Origin of the sequence: Halomonas nitroreducens (assembly GCF_003966155.1) — a bacterium.
Classification (GTDB): domain Bacteria; phylum Pseudomonadota; class Gammaproteobacteria; order Pseudomonadales; family Halomonadaceae; genus Halomonas; species Halomonas nitroreducens.
In genome coordinates this window covers 208,565-224,694 of the sequence record NZ_RXNS01000002.1, presented here as the reverse complement: position 1 = coordinate 224,694, position 16,130 = coordinate 208,565, and the positions used below count along the sequence as shown (strand labels likewise).

Here is a 16,130-nt window from a genome sequence, read left to right as displayed (position 1 = left end):
CCCGCGAGGCGCCGTTTCTCGTTGGCGGCGACCTTCCCGGACAGGGGCGCCGACCGACGAGGCTGCTACCCTGAAGCGGAACGCCTGCCGGAGTCCCCATGCAGCTGCTCCACCGTGCCTCCCCCTGGCGGGCCCTGCTTGCCGGCCAGGAGGGGCCGCTCGATGACCGCCTGACCGAGTTGCTGGTCCCGTTGCGCGAATCCCTCGCCCGGCTGGGGCCCGAGCCCACGCTGGCCGCGTCCTTTGCCTGGCAGATCGAGCTGGTGGATGCCCTGTCCCGGCTGGAGCTGCCGGCCTGGCGGATCGCCCAGCTGCTCAGCGATCACAACGATGGTCTCTACCGCCGTGCCATCGAGCTCGCCCTCAACGAGATGCGCGGCCAGGGCTGGGGAGATCCCCCGGTGGCGTTCTGCGTCCTGACCCTGGGCTCGGCGGCGCGCCACGAGAGCCTGCTGGGCCCCGACCAGGACAATGCCATGCTGATCGCCGACTATTCGGATGCCCGGCATGGCGAGATCGATGGCTATTTCCAGTCCCTGAGCGAGCGCTTCACTGCGCGGCTCGATGCCGCGGGTATCCCGCTGTGCCCGGGGCATGTGATGGCCCGCTGGCCGATGTGGCGCAAGCGCCTGCGGGAGTGGGATGCCCAGCTCGCCCTCTGGACCGCCGAGCGCCGGGTCAAGCGAGTACAGCAGGCCAATATCCTGCTCGACTTCCACCCGGTCTACGGGACATCCACGCTGGCCGAGGCGCTGGCCGACAGTGTCGCCCGGCACGTGCCGGCGGCCTCGCTGTTCCTCGACGAGATGGCCGCGCTGCTCGACGAGTCGCCGGTGGCCCTGGACCGCTTCGGGCGGCTGGCCGGCGGCGGGAAGGAGGCGCCCCACGACGGTGCCGTGGATCTCAAGCACGGTGGGCTGGTGCCGCTTGTCGGGGCCGTACGGCTGCTGGCGCTGCGCCATGGCCTGCGGGCCGTGGCGACACGTGATCGCCTCGCCGCCCTGGTGGCCGGGGGCGCGCTCGCGGCCGCCGAGGCCGCCGAGCTGATGCGCTCCATGGAGCGTCTCCAGGCGCTGCTGTTGGCGGCCCAGCGCGGGGCGCGCCGCGAGGGCCGTGCGGTGGACGGCTGGGTGGGGCTCGATGGCCTCGGTGAGGACCAGCGGCTGATGCTGCGTCACGACCTCGGCGTCATTCGCCGGCTGGTACGGCGGGCGCAGGCGTCGTCCTAGGGCTTTCCTCGGGGGCTTCCGGCAGCTCCATCACCAGGCAGGCGCCGCCCAGGATCGGCGCGGCCTCCACCCACAGCCGGCCCCCCAGGTGGGCGACGATGCCCCGACTGATCGGTAGGCCGAGCCCGCTGCCCCGCGGCCGGCCGCGCACGGTGCCGTCGTCCTCGCGCTGGATCTGGTGGAACTTCTCGAAGACCCGCTCGCGCTCGCTCTCGGCGATGCCGGGGCCGTTGTCCTCCACGGCGAGCCGGAAGCCCCGCTTGTGGCGGGCCAGCTGCAGGCGCACCCGGGGCGCCTCGTCGGCGGCGAACTTGCCGGCGTTGTCGAGCAGGTTGATGATCACCTGCTCGAGGCGGTCCGGGTCGCCGATCACCGGCGCGGCCTCGACCTCGATGGCCACCTCGAGGCTGACGCCGCGCTCCTCCTGGGGCTGCTGGATCGCCTCGAGGCTGTGGCGGGTCAGATCGGCGAGGTCCAGTCGCTGCGGATGCAGGGTCAGACGGCCGCTCTCGAGGCGTGCCAGGTCGAGGATCTCCTCGATCAGCCGTGACAGGCGCTGGCTTTCCCGCACCACCACGTCGAGGAAATGTTCCCGCTTGTCGTCGGGCAGCTCGCGGTTGTCGCGCAGGATCTCGGCGAAGGCGCGGATCGAGGTCAGGGGCGTGCGCAGTTCGTGGCTGACCATGGCCACGAACTCATCCTTGAGCCGGTCCAGCTCGCGCAGCCGCTCGTTGGCGTCGCGCAGCTCGCGACCGATGCGCTCGAGCTCACGGGACTTCTGCTCCAGCCGGCGGTTCATCTCCAGGGTCTCGGAGGTGGTATCGAGGATACTGAGGATCGCTTCGAGATCCAGGGCCTCGCCGCGCACCACCGAGCCGATCAGCACCCGGGCCGAGGCATTGCCGAGGGCGCCCGCCAGCGCCTGCTCCGCCCGGGCGACCAGGGCGGGGGGGGCTGACTGGTCGTCGTCCTCGGCGCCGCTGTCGGCAAACACCCGGGCCGTGGCGGCGGCCCCCAGGTAGCGGTCGAGGAGGGCTCGCAGGTCTCCGCGCAGGGTCTGGCCCTGCCACAACGAGGCCTGGTCGAGGCGGGGATGCAGGGCCTCGGTAAACAGCGCGGCCTGGGTCTGCTCGAGGGGGGATTGCCGGGCGAACAGCGAGACGCCCACCAGCAGGCCCACGTTGGCGGTGAGGCTCCACAGTAGCGAGTGGGTATAGATGTCCCAGCCTTCGAGCCCGAACAGCGCATAGGGACGCAACCAGCCGAGCCCGAAGGGCCCCTGGGACAGGAAGCCGGCATCCAGCCAGCCGGACTGGGCGAACCCCGGGATCAGCAGGGTCCAGGCCCAGACCAGGAAGCCCGCGCTCATGCCCAGCCCGGCGCCGAGCCGGTTGGCGCCTCGCCAGTACATGCCGATCAGCAGCGCCGGGGCGAACTGGGCGGCCGCGGCGAAGGACACCAGGCCGATGGTGACCAGGCTGTAGGCATCGCCGATCAGCGCGTGGTAGCTGTAGCCCAGCAGCAGGATCCCGAAGATCGCCACCCGGCGGATGCCCAGCACCCAGCCGGCCAGCGCCCCTCGGCTGCTTTGCGGCAGGCGCTTCGAGCGCAGCAGCAGCGGCATCACCAGCTGGTTGCTGACCATGGTGGACAGGGCGATGGTCTCGACGATCATCATGCCGGTCGCCGCCGACAGGCCGCCGATGAACACCAGCACCGGCAGGCCCTCGCCGCCCGCGGCCAGGGGCAGGGTCAACACGAAGCTGTCCGGATCACTGCCGGCGTCGCCCAGCAGCCCGGCCAGGGCGATGGGGATCACGAAGAGATTGATCACCAGCAGGTAGAGGGGAAAGAGCCAGGCGGCGCGCTGGATATGCCGCTCGTCGACGTTCTCCACCACCAGCACCTGGAACTGCCGGGGCAGGGTCAGGAAGGCCAGGAAGGCGAGCACCAGCATGCCGACCCAGCCGAGCGAGCCACCCGGCACCGCCGCCAGGCTCAGGGCCTGCTCGAGGGCCGGGGTGGCAGCCGCCCGGGCGAACAGGTCGGCGGGCCCCTGGTAGAGCACGAAGACCGTGAAGATGCCCACCGCCAGGAAGGCGGCCAGCTTGACCAACGACTCGAAGGCGATGGCGGCGACCATGCCCTCGTGGCGTTCGCTGGCGTCCAGGTGCCGGGTGCCGAAGAGGATGATGAAGACCGCCAGCACCAGGGCGACCCAGAACGACTTGTCGGCCAGAAAGCTCGCCTCGTCGAGGCGTCGGGCGGCTTCCTGGGGGTAGTCGACCAGCATGGCGTAGCTCAGGGTGATGGCCTTGAGCTGCAGGGCGATGTAAGGGGTGATGCCGAGCAGCGCGATCAGCGCCACCAGGGCGCCCAGCCCGGCGCTCTTGCCATAGCGGGCGCTGATGAAATCGGCGATGGAGGTGATGCGCTGGGCCGTGGCGATCCTCACCATCTTGCGGATCACGAAGGGGGCCAGCAGCATGGCGAGCGTCGGGCCGAGGTAGATGAGCAGGAAGCTGGGGCCGGTCTGGGCGGCGCGGCCGACGCTGCCGTAGAAGGTCCAGGCGGTGCAGTAGACGGCGATGGACAGTGCATAGACGGTGGGCGAGCCGATCAGCGAGCGGCCCTGTTCGGCGCGCCGGTCGCCCCAGGCGGCGATGACGAAGAGCAGCGCCAGGTAGCCGAAGGCGATCGTCAGCACCGTCAGTTCGTCTCTCATGGCCCCGTCACTCCCCGCGTCCGCCTTCCATCAGCCAGGCCATCAGGCCGATCACCAGCGCCCAGGCGACGAAGAGGTAGGCCGGCAGCCAGGACGGGCTGCCGCCGGCGCGATCGGCCACCAGCAGCAGCGGCGGGGTGAACAGGGCCGTGGCCAGCACGACCAGGGCGATGAGACGTTCCTTGCGGCGCGGCGTGATCATGAGGCGCTGGCGTCCTCCCGGTCGAAGGCGCTGGCCTGCAGGGCCAGCAGCGCCTCCAGGGTGTCGATGCCCCGGGCCTCGAGCCGTGGTAGCAGGGCCAGCCACAGCTCGGCGGTGACCCGGGCATCGCCCAGGGCAGTATGGCGGCTGCCCGGCGGGAAGCTGAGGTCGTAGCGCCCGGCCAGGGAGTCGAGGTCGTGCCCGTCGAGGCCGGCATCCAGTGCCCGGGAGATCAGCAGGGTATCGAGCACCGGCATGTCGAAGGTCACGCCGCCATCGGGGGGCTGGATGGCCAACAGGTCGAAGGCCGCGTTGTGGGCCAGGATGACCGCCTCGCCGATATAGTCGCGGAAGCGTGGCAGGGCCACGGCGGGGGGCGGCGCGCCGGCCACGTCCTCGTCGGTCAGGCCGTGGATGGCGGTGCTGGCCGGGGGAATGGCCCGGCCCGGGTCGACGCGGATATCGAAGGTCTCGCTGGCCAGCAGCCGGGCGTTGACGATGCGGCAGGCGCCGATGCTGATCACCCGGTCACCGCCGCGCAGCTCCAGCCCGGTGGTCTCGGTGTCGAAGGCGACAATCTCCAGGGCGCGTAGCGGGCAGGCGGCGAGTTCGGCATCCGGCGCCGGCAGCTCGGCGATGCCGAAGTCGTGGAACTCGGGGCGTGGCGGCGTGCGCGGCCGGGGCGCCCCGACTCGCTCCAGCGCGGGCAGCGGCAGGCGCAACCGGGCGTGTTCACCGTCCGGATCGGCCAGGCTCCAGGCATCGCTGGCATGCTGGCGGAGCACTTCGCTCACTGTCGGGGTCATCGGCAGGCCTTCCAGTCGCTCGCGGCGCCAGGCGTCGAGGCGCTGCTCGGGCAGTGGCGCGCCTCGCCAGCGCAGGTCCAGGTAGACCCGGCGGTTGCCCAGGCATACCTCCGCATCGAAAGTCGCCTGGTCGGTGTGCTCGGCGAGGTGCTCCAGCAGCGTGGATAGCACCACCAGCAGGGTCGGGGCATCACCCTTCAGCCAGGCGGGCATGCCCACCGGCGTGATGCGCGGCCCCGTGTCGGGGAGGCGCTCGGCGAGGGCCTGCCAGAGGTCGTTGGACCACAGCGGAGCCAGCCGCTCGCCATGGCGCTGCATGTCGTCGACCACTTCCCCCAGGCGGGCGAGGCGCTCGGCCAGAGCCTGTCCTTCCTCGTCGATCACTGCCTCCAGGCGTCGGCGCAGAGCGTCGGAGTCGGCGTCGGCGACCGGTCGGGGCAACTGGCCCAGGGCATCGGCGGCGGTGCTGAGGCTGGCGCCGTGTCGACGCAGCACGGGCAGCAGCTCGGCGAGTTCCGCCCGCGCGCCCAGCTCGCTGGACCAGGCGGCGGTGGTGTCGGCAAGCGTCAGCAGGGTCTCACCCTCGCTGCCGGGGACCCGGCGCAGGCCCGCGCGCAGCCAGCGTTCGCCGCAGGGCACCAGCACCTCCCGGGGGCTGCCATCCCCGGGCAGCTGCCCCAGGGCATCATGCAGGCTGGCCACCGGCAGCAGTGCCTCCAGGCGCTTGCCCAGCCCCAGCCCCGGCTGGTTCTCGAACAGGCTCTCGGCGGCCTGATTGTAGAGCAGCAACCGGCGGTGGCGGTCGCACAGCAGCAGGGGCGTGTCGAGGACCTGAAGCAGCGCCTCGAGTTCCTGGCGGATGCGCGCGGCGCTGCGCGCGCCCTCGGCATGGGCGGTGGCGAGGCGCCCACGGTCGCTGCGCCAGGCCTCGCGAATGCGCACCAGGTCGGGCCCCAGGCCCCGCAGCCAGCCTTCGGGCGGGTAGTCGTCCCGGGCATCGGGGTTGGCCACCATGCGGGCCAGTTGCACCTGCAGGTGGCGCAGGGGAGCGAACAGCTGGCGCTCCAGCAGCAGACCGACCAGGAAGATGGTACCGCCGCCGGAAAAACAGCCCAGCCACAGCACCCAGCGAGCCAGCCCCTGGGGCTGGAAGAGGCCATCGAGCCAGAGGGCGAAGATGGCTCCGCCCAGCAGGCTGATGCCGCTGAGCAGCAGCCACAGCCCGACCAGGGTCTGGCGGCGGGGGATACCGGGATTGCGTCGGGCCATCAGTGGGTCTCGTCGAGCAGCGCCTTGACCTTCTCGACCAGGGCCTGGGTCGAGAAGGGCTTGGTGACATAATCATCGGCGCCCAGGGCCAGCCCCTTCTCGCGTTCCACCTCGCGGCCGTGGGCGGTCAGCATGATGATCGGCAGCCGGGCCAGCGCCGGGTCGGCGCGCAGGCGCTCGAGCACATCGAAGCCGCTGATGCCCGGCAGGCTGATGTCCAGCAGCACCAGATCGGGAGTGTCGGTGGCGATGCAAGCCAGCGCAGCCTCGCCGTCGCCGGCGGTGGTCACCTCGAAGCCGGCCTGCTGCATCAGGAATTCGAGTGACAGGACGATGTTGGGCTCGTCGTCCACCACCAGCACCTTGGCCATGGCGCTCTCCTCGTGAAGGCTTGTTATACGTTGTTGCGCTAAGTCTAGTGACCGCCCCCGGACGAGCAAAGACGACCTTGGCCCAAGCCGGTAGACTGGCGGTTCCATCGTCAAGGAGGTCGATCATGATCCGTGTGCACCACCTGGAGAATTCACGCTCCCAGCGCGTGCTCTGGCTGTTGGAGGAGCTGGGTGCCGACTACGAGCTGGTCACCTATCGGCGCGACCCCGAGACCCTGCTGGCCCCTGAGGCACTGAAGGCCGTGCATCCCCTGGGCAAGTCGCCGGTGATCACCGACGAGGGGCGCGACGGCCGCGCGATCGCTGAGTCGGGGGCCATTCTCGAGTATCTCCTCGAGCGTCTCGACGCCCAGGGCACGCTGTCGCCGGCGCCCGGCACGGACGAGCGGGAGCGCTATCGGTTCTGGCTGCACCACGCCGAGGGATCGGCGATGCCGCCCCTGGTGATGCGACTGGTTTTCTCGCGCCTGTCGAAACCGCCGGTCCCGGCCCTGGTGCGCCCGCTGGGACAACAGTTCGCCAAGGGGGTGGAGCGCAGCTTCCTGGCCCCCCAGCTGCGCAACCTGATGGCGCTGTGGGAGGCCGAACTCGGGCGTTCGGCCTGGTTCGCCGGCGAGGCCTTCTCGGCGGCCGATATCCAGATGAGTTTCCCGGTGCTGGCCCTCGAGGGGCGCGGGGGGCTCGACGAGGCCCCCAATCTGCGCGACTTCCTGGCCCGCTGCCGCGAGCGGCCGGCCTATCGGCGGGCGATCGAGCGGGGCGGGGAGTTCTCCCTAGGAAACCACTGATTGATGGCTGCGCTCGATATCCTGGCCGCCGGCGGTACTGGAGCGCCAGCCCGGTCAACATCCTCATTTACTGCCGTGTAAATTCCGGTGTTTCCGTTCCGGCGGCGACCAGCCTCTCATCGCTCGCGACATCAATCAGCGCTTCCCTGGCTGGCGGCGACTAGCGGGGCAGCCGGTCCTTCAGCCGCCGAGCCGTGCGCCCCAGCCATTCATGCAGGGCGCGGCTGCTCTGGTGAAGGTGATAGGCGCTGGGCCGCCAGGCGGCGAGCCCGGCGGGTGGCGGGCTGGCGAATTCGGTGGGAGCGGGGACGACCTCCAGGCCGGCTCGCTCGAAGGCCGCCGTCGCTCGGGGCAGGTGCCAGGCCTGGGAGACCAGGGCGATGCGCCGAATGTCCTCGTCGCCAAGCAGCTCGGCGCTGTAGCGGGCGTTCTCGGCGGTGGTGCGGCTGCGGCCCTCGTACCAGCGGACCGGCACCGCAAAGACCTCCTCCAGGGCCGCGTCCATCAGGCTCGCCTCGGCGCTGGGCTCGTCGTGGCGGCGGCCGCCGCTGACCAGGATCGGCAGGTCCGTCTGGCGATGCAGGTAGGCACCGTAGGCGAGTCGGCGCCAGCTGGCATTGGACGGCGCATCGCCCCAGCCGAACTCCGGCGCGTCATAGTCCCGTCCGCCGCCGAGGATCACGATGGCCTCGGCGCCACTCAGGTCCCCGGCCACCTGGAGCGCCGGCGGCTCGAGGTCCTGGCGCAACGCATGGCTCGCCACGGGGGTGGCCAGCAGCAGCAGGCCGCCGAGGCCCAGTACCACCGCCAGGCCGCCGAGCAGCTGGTGTCGGCGCCATAGCAGGCCGCCGACCAGGATCAGCAGGGCATTGAGGGTGGGGGGAAGCAGCAGGGTTTCCAGCAGGGCCATGCAGTCACCTCGGATGCGGGAGCTTTCTGCATCCTCGTCCAGCCCGCCCTAGATGTCGACCTTGTTCGGGTACTCGCAGAGATCCTCGATGACGCAGCTGCCACAGCGCGGCTTGCGCGCCAGGCAGGTGTAGCGGCCGTGGAGGATCAGCCAGTGATGGGCATCCTGGCGAAATTCCCGGGGCACGTGGCGTATCAGTTTCCGCTCCACCTCGACCACATCCTTGCCCTTGGCCAGGCCAGTGCGATTGGCGACCCGGAAGATATGGGTGTCCACGGCGATGGTCGGCTCGCCGAAGGCGGTGTTGAGGATGACGTTGGCCGTCTTGCGACCGACCCCAGGCAGCGCCTCCAGGGCCTTGCGAGTCCTCGGCACCTCGCCACCGTGCTGCTCCTCGAGGATGCGGCAGGTTTTCATCAGGTTCTCGGCCTTGGTGTTGTACAGGCCGATTGTCTTGATGTGTTCCTTGAGGCCGTCCAGGCCGAGCGCGAGGATCGCAGCCGGTGTGTTGGCGACCGGAAACAGCCGGGCGGTGGCCTTGTTCACCCCCACGTCGGTGGCCTGGGCCGAGAGCAGCACGGCGGCGAGCAGCTCGAAGGGGGTCGTCCAGTGGAGCTCGGTGGTCGGCTCGGGGTTGTGCGCGCGCAGGCGCGCGAAGATCTCGTAGCGTTTCTGGGCGTTCATGGTGGTGGGGGGAATCCTTCAGCGAATGGTGCCGGTGACCCGAACCCGGCGCGTCTCCCGGGGGCGGTCGGGCAACCGGGCCTGGCGGCGGCGTTCCAGGCGATCGTCGATGAGGTTCTTCAGGGCGATCAGCAGGCCGGTGGCGAAAAAGGCCCCCGGCGGCAGCACCAGGAACAGGAAGTCGAGGTCGGGGAAGACGGTGATGCCCCAGCCGGCGGCCGCGGGCCCCAGCAGCAGGTCCATGTCGACGAACAGCGTGCCCTGGCCGAACAGCTCGCGCAGCCCGCCCAGCAGGACCAGCACGGCGCCGAAGCCGAGCCCGGTCATCAGGCCGTCGGTGGCCGAGGGGAGCAGCGGCTGCCGCGAGGCGAAGGCCTCGGCTCGACCGAGAATCGCGCAGTTGGTGACGATCAGCGGGATGAAGATGCCGAGGATGCGGTAGAGCTCGAAGGTGTAGGCGGCCATCAGCAATTCCGCACAGGTCACGAAGGCGGCGATGATCATCACGAAGGCCGGCAGGCGCAGCGTGCCGCTCACTTGGTGGCGGATCAGCGACACCGCGACGTTGGAGCCGAGCAGCACCAGCAGCGTGGCCAGGGCCAGCCCCAGGGCGTTGACCACGCTGCTGGACACCGCCAGCAGCGGACACAGGCCGAGCAGCTGTACCAGTGCCGGATTGTTCGACCACAGTCCGTGGCGGCTGACCTCGCCGAGGCTCGGTGTCGTCATGGTGTCTCTCCCGTGGCTGGGGGGGCGAGCAGGCTGCCGGGCTGGGTCTCGAACCACTCGAGGGTTCGGTGTACGGCAGCGACCACCGCCCGCGAGGTGATGGTGGCCCCGGTCAGGGCGTCGATCCCGCCGCCGTCCTGGCCCACCGCCCAGCCCCCGGCGGGCGGAGATGTCAGCGAGTGGCCGGTGAACTGCTCGATCCAGTCGCCCTTGCGGGCCTCGATGCGATCGCCAAGGCCGGGGGTCTCGCGGTGGTCGGTGACGCGCACGCCAGTGATGGTGCCCGCGGTGTCGAGACCGACCACCATCGCGATGTCGCCGCTGTAGCCCTGGCGGGCCGTCACCGGTACCACCACCCCGAGGACCCGCTCGCCGGCCCGGGCCTGCCACAGGGTGATGGGCGCCTCGAAGCCGAACATCGGCGCGGCAGGACGGCTGAGCACATGGTCGAGCAGCCGGTCGTCGTGTCCGGCCGGGGCCACCGCGGCGACCTCCCGGTGGCGGCTCGCCTGGCGGTTGTCGGCAATTCGCTCCGCGGTCAGGTCGCGGGTCAGGGCGACGCTGCCGGCGGTGATCAGGGCGAAGGTCGCGAGTCCCAGGGCGGCCCGGCCCATGGCGCGCGGCAGCTCGGCGTTCATCGCGCCTCCTTGTCGACGTCGACACGGATGCCCCGGGTCGCGGTCGGATGGCCGTAGACCCGAGGTTCGCTGTAGTAGTCGATGAACGGGGCGGCGAAGTTCATCAACAGCACGGCGAAGGCCACGGCATCCGGGTAGGCTCCGGCGGGGCGGATCACCATCACCAGCGCGCCGATCCCGGCCCCGTAGATCAGCTTGCCGCGCCGGCTGGTGGCGGCGCTGACCGGGTCGGTGGCGATGAAGAAGGCGCCGAAGATGGCGGCCCCGCCGAGCAGGTGGAAGAGCGGCGATCCCTGGTGGCTGGGGTTGCCGGCGTAGAGCAGCGTGGCCACCAGGGTCAGGGTGCCGAGCATGGCGACGGGAATCTGCCAGCCGATCACCCGCTTGTAGACCAGCAGGGCGCCACCGGCGAGCCAGGCCAGGGCCACCTGTTGCCAGGCGGCCAGTGCCCCATCGGGAAGTGGGGAGTCGGCCCAGAACTCGCTGGCCATCAGTGCCTCGGGCTTGTGCTTGAAGGCATCCAGCGGCGTCGCCCCACTCAGGGCATCGCGGGTCTCGAGGGAGGTCAGGCCGGCAAGCTGGTGCAGTGCCTCGCCGAGGGGGCGGGCCTCGGGGCTGAGCAGGCCGTCGGGACTGGGCCACAGGCTCATCGGTCCAGGGAAGGACACCAGCAACAGGGCGTAGCCGACCATGGCCGGGTTGAACAGGTTGTGGCCGAGGCCGCCATACAGGTGCTTGGCGACCACGATGGCGGCGACCATGCCGATCAGGATCAGCCACCAGGCGCTGCCCGGGGGCAGGGCGGCACCGAGCAGCACGGCGGTGACCAGGGCGCTGTTGTCGCCGAGAGTCGCGGCGACCGGGCGGTGGCGCAGGCGCAGCATTGTGGCCTCCAGTCCGATGGCGGCGGCGGCGGCAAAGCCCAGGTTGGTGAGCACCCCCCAGCCGAAGTGCCAGGTCAACGCGGCGATGCCGGGCAGGGTAGCGACCAGCAGCCAGCCCATCACCGCGGTGGTGGAGGCGGGGCGTCGCGGGGCCGTCTGGTCGGTGTGCATCAGGCTCATGAGGGCTTCTCCTCGACGTCACGGGCGGCCTGCAGGCGGGCCTCGGCAGCCTGCCGGTTCTCGCGGGCCGTGGCCAGCTGGGTTTCCAGGTCCTCGAGGGTCGCCGGATCGGCCTCGCCGCTCTCGGCCGCCCGGGCCAGGGCCTTCTCGGCCTTGCGCTCCGCCGCCCTGGCGGCGCTGTGGGCGATGCGCAATCCGCGCAGGTCGGCGGCGGGGGCCGCGCTCTGGGCGTCGCTGCCGGCGGGGGGCCGGGTGGCCGGAGCGGCGGCGCGCTTGCGGGCGGCCCGGCGGGCCTCCTTCTCCGCCTGCTCACGGGCCAGACGGGCCTGGCGGAACTCGAAGCGATGCCGGGCATGGTCGGCCCGCGCGGCCTCACGGCGCTGGGCGCGGATGGTCTGCTTGGCAGCGCGGTAGTACTGCTCCAGGGGAATATGGCTGGGGCAGACGTAGCTGCAGGCCCCGCACTCGATGCAGTCGAAGAGATGGAAGCGCTCGGCCTTGTCATGCTCGCGGCCCCTGGCGAACCAGTAGAGCTGCTGGGGCAGCAGGCTGGCCGGACAGGCCTCCTCGCAGGCGCCACAGCGGATACAGGGCTGCTCCGGCGGCGGGTCGGGCAGCTCCGAGCGGGTGGCGGCGATCAGGCAGTTGGTGGCCTTGACGACCGGACAGGCGAGCTCGCCCAGGGCCTCGCCCATCATGGGGCCCCCCATCACCAGGCGATGCAGGGCCTGCGTGTCGAGCCCGGCGAAACCCAGCAGCTCGCCCATGGGCGTGCCGAGCCGGGCGACGACGTTGCCGGGCCGGGCCAGGGCTTCCCCGGTGAGGGTGACCACCCGCTCGACCAGCGGCACACCGTCGCGAATGGCGGCCAGCGCCGCGCGCAGCGTGCCGGGATTATGGCAGTGGGTGCCGACATCCGCCGGCAGTCCCCCGCTCGGCACTTCGCGGCCGAGCAGGCGCTTGATCAGCTGGCGCTCGCCGCCGCTGGGATAGCGGGTGGCGATGGCGCGGATCTCCACCGGTACGGCCTCTGCCAGGGTGGCCTCCCGCGCGACCTCCAGGGCCTGGCGAGCCTCGGGCTTGTCGTCCTCGATCCCCACCAGGATGCGTTCGGCACCGGCTAGTCGCGCCATCAGGCGAGCCCCCTCCAGGACATCGGCAGCGAAGTGGCGCAGGGTCAGATCATCCGCGGAGATGTAGGGTTCGCACTCCGCCGCATTGACGATCACGGTGTCGATGGCATGCAGCTCGCGGATGCGGGCCTTGACCTGGGTCGGGAAGGCGGCGCCGCCAAGGCCTACCACGCCAGAGGCGTCGAGACGCTCGAGCAGGGTCGTCTCCGCTGCCTGGCGCCAGTCCAGGGGCGGCAGGGTCAACCAGTCGTCCTCGCCCTCTCCCTCGATGACGATACAGGGGCCCCGCCGGCCGTCGGCAGTGGGCAGCGGATGGTCCTCGATGGCGGCGACCCGCCCGGTGATGCTGGCGTGCAGGGCCGCAGAAATCAGGCCGCTTGCCCGGGCGATGCGCTCGCCGGTACGCACGCGCTGGCCGACCTCGACACAGGGCTCGGCGGGAGCGCCGGCATGCTGGGCCAGCGGCAGGATGACCCGGCGCGGCAGCGGAGGCGTGCACAGCGGCGAGCGAGTGGCGCGGGCCTTGCGGGTCGGCGGCGTGATGCCGCCCGGGAAGTCGAATCGCTCAGCCATGCCGAGCCTCCGTCGACGAGGATGGACGGTCGCTGGCGATCAGTGCCGTCCGCCAGGCCGGCGTGGGCAGCACGGGGCGATGGCCGGGACCGGGGGGCAGGGGCGCGGCGTCGCGTCCCGTATCCCGGGGCAGCATCTCGATGCAGTCGACCGGGCAGGGCTCCAGGCACAGGTCGCAGCCGGTGCACTCGTCGGCGATCACTGTGTGCATGCGTCTGGCCGTCCCCAGGATGGCATCCACCGGGCAGGCCTGGATGCACTTGGTGCAGCCGATGCACTCCTCCTCGCGGATGAAGGCCACCCGGGGAGTGGCCTCGGCCTCGCCGTCCAGGGGCTTGACCTCACGGCCCAGCAGGTCGGCGAGGGCAGCGATGGTGGTCTCGCCCCCGGGAGGACACTTGTTGATATCCTCGCCCTCGCCGATGGCCTCGGCGTAGGGGCGACATCCCGGGTAGCCGCACTGGCCGCACTGGGTCTGGGGCAGCAGGGCGTCGATCTTCTCCACCACCGGATTGCCCTCGACGCGAAAGCGCTCGCCGGCGAAACCGAGCAGGGCGCCGAAGGCCGCCGCCAGACCGACCAGCGCCAGCACGGCGGTGACCAGATCGGCATCGAACAGGGTCTCAAGCATCGTCTTCCCTCACAGCCGCACCAGTCCCGAGAAGCCCATGAAGGCCAGCGACATCAGGCTGGCGGTGATCATGGCGATGGCCGCGCCACGAAAGGGTGTGGGCACGTCGGCGGTGGCCAGGTGTTCGCGCAGGGCGGCGAACAGCACCAGCACCAGGGAAAAGCCCACGGCGGCGCCGAAGCCGTAGAGGGCGGCCTCGATGACGCTGGAGCCGCGGTTGAGGGTCAGCAGGGCCACACCGAGCACGGCACAGTTGGTGGTGATCAGTGGCAGGAAGATGCCCAGGACCTGATGCAGCAGGGGGCTGGCCTTGCGCACCACCATCTCGGTGAACTGCACCACCACGGCGATCACCAGGATAAAGGCGATGGTCCTGAGGTATTCCAGGCCCAGCGGTGCCAGCAGCAGGTGATAGACCAGATGGCTGGCCACCGAGGACAGCGTCAGCACGAAGGTGGTGGCCAGCGACATGCCCATGGCCGACTCCAGCTTGCTGGAGACGCCCATGAAGGGGCAGAGGCCCAGGAACTGCACCAGCACGAAGTTATTGACCAGTGCGGTGCCGACCAGGATCAGGAAGAAATCGGTCATTGCCTGCCAAGCGAGTCGAAACGTTGCGGCCACCCCGGCGCCGGGGTGATGAGGCGCCCATTATAGGTGCTGGCCATGCCGGCGTACCACCGGGGGATCTCCCCCCAGGGCCATCCGGCGTCTGGCGGAGGTCTCACACCCAGTGCAGGGCGCTCTCGACCCGGACTCGGTTGCGCCCCGCCCGCTTGGCGGCATAGAGGGCGGTATCGGCGCCGGCGATCAGCGACTCGGCGGTGCGTTGCTGACGTGGTCCGAGCTGACTGACGCCAATGCTGATGGTGACCCGGGAGTGGGGATGGGGGATGGCGAGGTGCTCGATGGCGGCGCGCAGGCTCTCCGCCATGCGTGGCCCGGCCGCCGGCGGTGCCCCGGGCAGCACGACCGTGAATTCCTCGCCACCGGTCCGGGCCACCAGCTGGCCGGCCCGGTTGAAGTGCTGGCACATGGTTTCGGCGATCGTCCTCAGGCACGCATCGCCGGCGGGGTGGCCGAAGTGGTCGTTGTAGGCCTTGAAATGATCGATATCGACCATCATCAGGGTCACGCCATGCTCGCCCTGTGCCGCCCGCGCCAGGGCAGCGGCCAGGTGTTCGTCGAGGAGTCGGCGGTTGGCGAGCCCGGTCAGGGCGTCATGCTGGGACATCTCGAGCAGCAGGTCGTGCTGGTGACGCTGGCGTTGTCGCAGGTGCTGAAAGGCCCGGGCCAGGATGCCGATCTCGTCCTTGCGCCCGATCAGGGCGTCGGGGGTCTGCTGGTCGTGTTCATGCCGGCTCAGTTGCTGGGTGAAGCGGGCGAAGTCCCGCAGGGGGCGCAGGATCATGCGCTCCAGCAACAGCAGCACCACGACCAGGGTCACGGCCAGGACAGCCGCGGTCCAGATCAACGCGAAGCGGAAGGTCTCCAGGCTCGCCTGATAGCGTTGACGCGGCAGGATGGCCTCCAGGCGCAGCGCCTGGCCGCCCGGCAGGGCGGCGAGGTCACGGATGACCCGCATGCGGGTCGGGGAGAGCCGTTGCAGGCGATCGTCGGCCATGCTGCCCTCGACTGGCTGGCCGTCAAGGCTCAGGTCGATGCCGGTGGTCTCGCGAAGCTGGGCGATCAGGGGCTCCGAGAGCGGGAGCACCATCGCCAGCCAGCCGTTGGCCGGTGAATCGTCCTGGCTCTTCAGGATGGGCGAGAGGGCGATCAGGGCCGGCGAGTCGTTCGCCAGCAGCCAGCTGTGGGTGCGTGCCTCGAGCTCTCCCGCGGTGAGTGTGCGGATCAGGTCGGTGAGCTCACGGCTGCCCCCGCAGGTATCCGGTTGCCCCGCGCAGGACCAGAAGGCACCTTGCCGGTCGATGCCGGCGGTCCAATAGGGCGAACCATCGGCGGCGAAGAAGGCCATGAGTTCCACGCCGAGGGTCTCGAGGGTGCCGGCATAGAGATTGCTGTCGACGTACTCCGGGCGCGTGCCGCTGACGAAGGCGTAGGTGTCATCCCACCAGGCCCAGTCCTCGACCAGGCTCTGCAGGTGATCGCGCTCGTTGTCCAGGGCGCGCTCGATGCGGTCGAGCTCGCCGCTGGCATAGCGGCTCTCGTCCTCCAGCAGGATGGGGGTGATCTGGTAGCGGGCGATCAACGCCAGTACCAGAGCGGCGACGCCCACCACCAGGGCCAGGGCGGCCAGGAAGCGATTGCGCAGCGAGGAAAATCGGGGAGGCAGCGAAGCCATGGCGGGCGCTTGTCCTTGTCATGAGACCTGTGGGCCAGGGTGACGGCCCGACGGT

The 16,130-nt window shown here is 70.6% G+C and carries 15 protein-coding genes; 2 read left to right on the top strand and 13 right to left on the bottom strand.

Going from position 1 to position 16,130, the window contains the following annotated elements:
• The first annotated feature begins 98 nt into the window (after positions 1–98).
• Positions 99–1,229 carry a DUF294 nucleotidyltransferase-like domain-containing protein gene (locus EKG36_RS02885; RefSeq protein WP_126480856.1) on the top strand — a complete coding sequence of 377 codons (1,131 nt, stop codon included), beginning with the start codon at positions 99–101 and terminating at the stop codon, positions 1,227–1,229.
• Here EKG36_RS02885 and EKG36_RS02880 read toward each other — a convergent pair.
• The 4 genes from EKG36_RS02880 to EKG36_RS02865 are packed head-to-tail and all read right to left on the bottom strand — an operon-like array spanning position 1,189 to position 6,602.
• Positions 1,189–3,954: an ATP-binding protein gene (locus EKG36_RS02880; protein ID WP_126480855.1), complete on the bottom strand. Its 2,766-nt coding sequence runs from the start codon at positions 3,952–3,954 to the stop codon at positions 1,189–1,191. The genes EKG36_RS02885 and EKG36_RS02880 overlap by 41 nt on opposite strands.
• Before the next feature lie 7 nt (positions 3,955–3,961).
• A complete protein-coding gene (locus EKG36_RS02875; RefSeq protein WP_126480853.1) occupies positions 3,962–4,156 on the bottom strand; it encodes a hypothetical protein in 195 nt (64 codons plus the stop codon).
• Complete coding sequence (locus EKG36_RS02870; protein WP_126480851.1) at positions 4,153–6,231, bottom strand: 3'-5' exonuclease; 2,079 nt, start codon at positions 6,229–6,231, stop codon at positions 4,153–4,155. The genes EKG36_RS02875 and EKG36_RS02870 overlap by 4 nt, the downstream gene beginning before the upstream one ends.
• Positions 6,231–6,602, bottom strand: a complete 372-nt coding sequence (locus EKG36_RS02865) for a response regulator transcription factor (protein ID WP_126480849.1) — start codon at positions 6,600–6,602, stop codon at positions 6,231–6,233. Before EKG36_RS02865 ends, EKG36_RS02870 begins: the two co-directional genes overlap by 1 nt.
• Positions 6,603–6,727: 125 nt before the next feature.
• Between EKG36_RS02865 and EKG36_RS02860 the strand changes: the two genes are divergently transcribed.
• Positions 6,728–7,411, top strand: a complete 684-nt coding sequence (locus EKG36_RS02860) for a glutathione S-transferase family protein (RefSeq protein WP_126480847.1) — start codon at positions 6,728–6,730, stop codon at positions 7,409–7,411.
• Between the two features lie 160 nt (positions 7,412–7,571).
• Here the strand turns inward: EKG36_RS02860 and EKG36_RS02855 are convergent, their stop codons facing one another.
• The 9 genes from EKG36_RS02855 to EKG36_RS02815 all read right to left on the bottom strand — a co-directional run bounded on the left by EKG36_RS02855 (position 7,572) and on the right by EKG36_RS02815 (position 16,075).
• Positions 7,572–8,321 (bottom strand): YdcF family protein, encoded by a 750-nt coding sequence (locus tag EKG36_RS02855; protein ID WP_126480844.1) that lies wholly within the window; start codon positions 8,319–8,321, stop codon positions 7,572–7,574.
• 48 nt (positions 8,322–8,369) lie between these two features.
• Positions 8,370–9,005 (bottom strand): endonuclease III, encoded by a 636-nt coding sequence (gene nth / locus EKG36_RS02850; RefSeq protein WP_126480842.1) that lies wholly within the window; start codon positions 9,003–9,005, stop codon positions 8,370–8,372.
• Positions 9,006–9,023: 18 nt separating this feature from the next.
• Positions 9,024–9,734: an electron transport complex subunit E gene (locus EKG36_RS02845; protein ID WP_126480840.1), complete on the bottom strand. Its 711-nt coding sequence runs from the start codon at positions 9,732–9,734 to the stop codon at positions 9,024–9,026.
• A complete protein-coding gene (locus EKG36_RS02840; RefSeq protein ID WP_126480838.1) occupies positions 9,731–10,372 on the bottom strand; it encodes an RnfABCDGE type electron transport complex subunit G in 642 nt (213 codons plus the stop codon). Before EKG36_RS02840 ends, EKG36_RS02845 begins: the two co-directional genes overlap by 4 nt.
• Positions 10,369–11,436 (bottom strand): RnfABCDGE type electron transport complex subunit D, encoded by a 1,068-nt coding sequence (locus EKG36_RS02835; protein WP_126480836.1) that lies wholly within the window; start codon positions 11,434–11,436, stop codon positions 10,369–10,371. Before EKG36_RS02835 ends, EKG36_RS02840 begins: the two co-directional genes overlap by 4 nt.
• Positions 11,433–13,142, bottom strand: coding sequence for an electron transport complex subunit RsxC (gene rsxC, locus EKG36_RS02830; protein WP_126480834.1), 1,710 nt, complete (start codon positions 13,140–13,142; stop codon positions 11,433–11,435). Before rsxC ends, EKG36_RS02835 begins: the two co-directional genes overlap by 4 nt.
• Positions 13,135–13,773 (bottom strand): electron transport complex subunit RsxB, encoded by a 639-nt coding sequence (gene rsxB / locus EKG36_RS02825; RefSeq protein WP_126480831.1) that lies wholly within the window; start codon positions 13,771–13,773, stop codon positions 13,135–13,137. The genes rsxC and rsxB overlap by 8 nt, the downstream gene beginning before the upstream one ends.
• 9 nt (positions 13,774–13,782) lie before the next feature.
• On the bottom strand, positions 13,783–14,364 hold the full coding sequence (gene rsxA / locus EKG36_RS02820; protein WP_126480829.1) for an electron transport complex subunit RsxA: 582 nt from the start codon (positions 14,362–14,364) through the stop codon (positions 13,783–13,785).
• 133 nt (positions 14,365–14,497) lie between these two features.
• On the bottom strand, positions 14,498–16,075 hold the full coding sequence (locus tag EKG36_RS02815; RefSeq protein ID WP_126480827.1) for a sensor domain-containing diguanylate cyclase: 1,578 nt from the start codon (positions 16,073–16,075) through the stop codon (positions 14,498–14,500).
• Positions 16,076–16,130 lie beyond the last annotated feature (55 nt).